General features: G+C 40.5%; 6 protein-coding genes and 1 pseudogene. 5 read left to right on the forward strand and 2 right to left on the reverse strand.

What is annotated here, in order from left to right; genetic code table 11:
• From HWQ38_RS19610 to HWQ38_RS19625, 4 genes are all read left to right on the forward strand, one after another.
• Positions 1 to 1,307 (forward strand): hypothetical protein (locus HWQ38_RS19610; protein WP_292796676.1); only part of this gene is annotated, 1,307 nt, incomplete at its 5' end.
• A 15-nt stretch (positions 1,308 to 1,322) separates the two neighbouring features.
• Positions 1,323 to 1,445, forward strand: a complete 123-nt coding sequence (locus HWQ38_RS19615) for a hypothetical protein (RefSeq protein WP_292796678.1) — start codon at positions 1,323 to 1,325, stop codon at positions 1,443 to 1,445.
• A 7-nt stretch (positions 1,446 to 1,452) separates the two neighbouring features.
• Positions 1,453 to 1,776: a hypothetical protein gene (locus tag HWQ38_RS19620; protein ID WP_292796681.1), complete on the forward strand. Its 324-nt coding sequence runs from the start codon at positions 1,453 to 1,455 to the stop codon at positions 1,774 to 1,776.
• 75 nt (positions 1,777 to 1,851) lie between these two features.
• Positions 1,852 to 2,043, forward strand: a complete 192-nt coding sequence (locus HWQ38_RS19625) for a hypothetical protein (RefSeq protein ID WP_292796684.1) — start codon at positions 1,852 to 1,854, stop codon at positions 2,041 to 2,043.
• Between the two features lie 193 nt (positions 2,044 to 2,236).
• Here the strand turns inward: HWQ38_RS19625 and HWQ38_RS19630 are convergent, their stop codons facing one another.
• The gene (locus HWQ38_RS19630; RefSeq protein ID WP_292796686.1) at positions 2,237 to 2,515 is read right to left on the reverse strand and encodes a hypothetical protein; all 279 of its coding nucleotides are present in this window, start codon (positions 2,513 to 2,515) and stop codon (positions 2,237 to 2,239) included.
• A gap of 354 nt (positions 2,516 to 2,869) precedes the next feature.
• Positions 2,870 to 3,166: pseudogene (locus HWQ38_RS19635) on the reverse strand (abortive phage infection protein); the annotation flags it as partial.
• A gap of 172 nt (positions 3,167 to 3,338) precedes the next feature.
• Here HWQ38_RS19635 and HWQ38_RS19640 point away from each other — a divergent pair.
• A partial coding sequence (locus tag HWQ38_RS19640; RefSeq protein WP_292796689.1) for a peptide-methionine (S)-S-oxide reductase occupies positions 3,339 to 3,422 on the forward strand: 84 nt, incomplete at its 3' end.

Below are 3,422 nucleotides of genomic sequence, written 5' to 3' on the forward strand. Positions count from 1 at the left end.
GATTTTATGCTTACCGTTGGCTGCTCGATTGGTTTATTCAACTTAAAGGCTATTTTCCTACCCCTGAACAGCTATCTGGTCATTTGGCACAAGTGAGTGTTGATCTCAGAGTAAACTATCAGCAAGTTACGGCCATTCAGCAAGCAACCAAACCTCAGAATTTAGGTATTCCAGAGGCAAGGTTTACACAACTACCAACTCCTGTCCCACAAACAACTCAAACTTCAGCGCAACAGATTCACTCTCATGAAGCTTACCCTTTGTTAAATAGTGAATTCTTGGGAGCAGAAGCCTCTCATAGCTTAACTAATACCGATATCTCCACCTACACCACTAAACCCCAAGTGCAGTATGACCTAATTGGGCATATTGCTAAGAAAGTGACAAATATGCTGTGGGTTGGTGTCCCTGGTTCTGGCAAGGGCATCACCATTAGCAATGCAATCGATGCTATTAAGCGACTGCATCCTGGCATACACATCTTTTATATTGACCCCAAAGGTGACGAGAAAGAAACCGGTTATTTCAAAGGTCGTGTTGATACTTTTAAACAGGCTAAAATCCTAGAAATGTCCCCGGTCGAAGCCGTCTTATGGGTCAAAGAATGCTTTACCGAATTTCAAAATATCTCTGGCTCCAAGCTGATTATTTTGGATGAAGGTACGGCTGTTTGTTCCAAATTTAAAAATACCAAGGGTGAAATTGGCTGGCTCAAAGACAAAATCATCTCTTACTGTTCTTGCGGTGATAGTTCCGGTTGGCATTTCTGGATTGTCGTACAAAACCCTCACACTGATGACTTGGGCATTTCTGGCGGACTGCGATCGCAGTTAACCTCAGTGGCGTTGGTTCATCCTGATAACGTCCCAGCTTACAATGCCATGATTGCCACCCAACTAATTCCTAGCGATCGCAAGATTACCTCAACCCAAGTAATGGAGATTGCTGCACAATCACCAGTCGGTCGAGCAGTTTATTACGGCGGTATCAATGAATGGATACCAATGCCTCTGTTAAAGAATTTCTCTGGTTATGACCGGGATACCAAAAACTTTATTGACTCTGCACCAAATAATAAGCAAACCTCTCAAGCTGAAACTAATCCATCAAGCACATCAATAACCCAAGCTCAACAGATGTTGGCGCTTTTGGAGAAGACGAAAGCCAATTCAATTGATGAGTTTATCCAAACCGAATTGAAATTAGACGGGATTCCACTAGAGCTAATCCGTTTGGGAATCGAAAGATTACTCCAAAATTCACATCTCAAATATAAATTTGACGGTTTGAATAACAATCAAAATTAAAATTTGGAGAAAAATATGCAATCAGTTCTTAACTTTTCGTCACCATTACGGCATACCTTGCTTGTCGGTGCGCCCTGCTCTGGTAAAGATGTTTTAACCAGTCATGCCATTAAAACACTTAAACAACAGCAACCCTAGTTTAAAAATGAGCGATAAATTAACCACAGCATTACAAAAATTAGCCATAAGTCCAGTTAAAGCAGACAGGATGGCTATTTGTAGATTGGAAAAAGAGTACGGCGCTTCTTTATCAGAAATCGTTGGTGAACTCGAAGATTATGCCATCGTTCACCAATCTATTCAAGACGAAAGAGCTAAACCCAGAAATCAGTTGATTATCGTTTGCTGTTATGGCTGTCTTTGGGGCGCAGTTATCGGAATTGCAACGTTATTTATCAAGCCCAGCATTACTGTGGCGGCGATTGAGTTGGGTTTTACGGCTGGGGTATCTGGGAAATTGCTGGTTTAAAAAGGGGAATAAGTCGAAGTAGTTGAAGATTGGTTTTAATTGTTTCGCTGAACTCTTGGATTCATTGGAGTAAATATGTCTTGGTCGAAATCTATTTCTCTTGATGTTGCTAATAAGCTTTTTGACGTAATTGGGGTTTCTTTTGAGGAGAATGAGTTAGAGGGTGGTTATGTCGCCAAACATCAATATAAGACCTTGATCAGGCCAACGTTAATCGCTTGTTGTATGGCTGTTTTGAGTGATTGGATAACAATTAAAGAGGATTAAATTTCTGTCGAATCTATCAACTTTTGTATTCGAGTCCCAAAAAGTCCGGTTCGTTGGTACAGCAATGGAACCAGAATCGATTACTGCCGATATCTGTGCGATTTTTTCTATTGATACTTCTGTTGCCGTCAATTGACTTTTTATTCAACAGCGTATTGTATAGCTGCTTGAAATTTGGGTAAGGCACGAGAAATCATTTCTTCGCTGGCAGTCGTGATTCGGGAATATTTCCCTTGTAGCCATACCAACTGGAGTTTTGTGGTACACTCCAACGTTGTAGGGCTTCTACAAACCCTGGAAGTGGCATTTCATGAGCATCACCCAAGGAAAAATCAAGGCTTTCCGGCTCAGTTCGGCGACTCATATAGGTCGCTGAAGCGTAAAATTTACTTATAGGCGTTTGGTAATCTAATTTCTTCAATAACTGTGGTGATATGAAGTGAATTTTGCCTTCATCTGTCGTATCCGGCATAACCCCAGCCTTTGATTGCTATCTGATGCAGGCAGTATAGTCGTAATTGCATACATTAACAACAAGCGATCGCATCTAGATTATCTTCAAGGGGAGCAATGCTCTAACAGTGAGATGGGTAAGCAGGGGAGGCAGAGGAGGCTCTTGAGGCAGAGGAAGAGGAAGAAATAAGTGTATAAGCAATCCCTAACGCTCGTAAAAAGTATCATTATTTGTCTGTTTACTCCCTCTGCTCCTCTGCTCCCCCTGCCAAGAAAGCCTATTTCACGAGGATCTCACTTTTTCACGTTGCTCCCATCTTCAAGTGCGATCATACTGGCATAGAAATCATGAACCTATCCCACTAATAACCAACTATTTAGGGACAGTAGTCGCGTTGAGTTCATCGCTTTCCCCTTTTCCCCTCTTGTTGCTACCCTGTGTCACATGAGATTCTTCTTCTTGCTTACTGGAATTGACTATTTTCACCAAGGAAGAATTGAGATAACTTTGCGCCGATATATACAAACTTTCCCAAATCTCTTGGTTACGACTAATTTTAGTTCCTACTGTATTTTCAAATGTTTTCTAAGACACTAAGTAGCTAGAGAAATAGCTAGTCCACAGGTGTTGCAGAAAATCTTCGGCGAATTCGTCAAATGGTAGAATCCACTTTTTTCAATTCTTAGATAATATTCAGTTTTATACCATACTCATCTCAGGATAATCTGTCACTCTAATAATTAAAATCAATCAGGCAGTATTGAGAAAATATTTGCTTATAAAGTATTTGTCTGATTTGATGAGTTTCATTTAAAATTATCACAAAAGAGTTGTCAAAGATATGCAAAATGCTAATCGACAAAAAGCGATATTTGGAGCAGGCTGTTTCTGGGGAGTTGAAGCAGCATTTCGTCAAGTAAAAGGA

The sequence above is a fragment of the Nostoc sp. NMS7 genome (assembly GCF_017115085.1).
Classification (GTDB): Bacteria; Cyanobacteriota; Cyanobacteriia; order Cyanobacteriales; family Nostocaceae; genus Nostoc.

Coding starts and splice junctions, on each gene's coding strand:
- HWQ38_RS19615 (WP_292796678.1), top strand. CDS start 1,323: ATGCAATCAGTTCTTAACTTTTCGTCACCATTACGGCATACCTTGCTT.
- HWQ38_RS19620 (WP_292796681.1), top strand. CDS start 1,453: ATGAGCGATAAATTAACCACAGCATTACAAAAATTAGCCATAAGTCCA.
- HWQ38_RS19625 (WP_292796684.1), top strand. CDS start 1,852: ATGTCTTGGTCGAAATCTATTTCTCTTGATGTTGCTAATAAGCTTTTT.
- HWQ38_RS19630 (WP_292796686.1), bottom strand. CDS start 2,515: ATGCCGGATACGACAGATGAAGGCAAAATTCACTTCATATCACCACAG.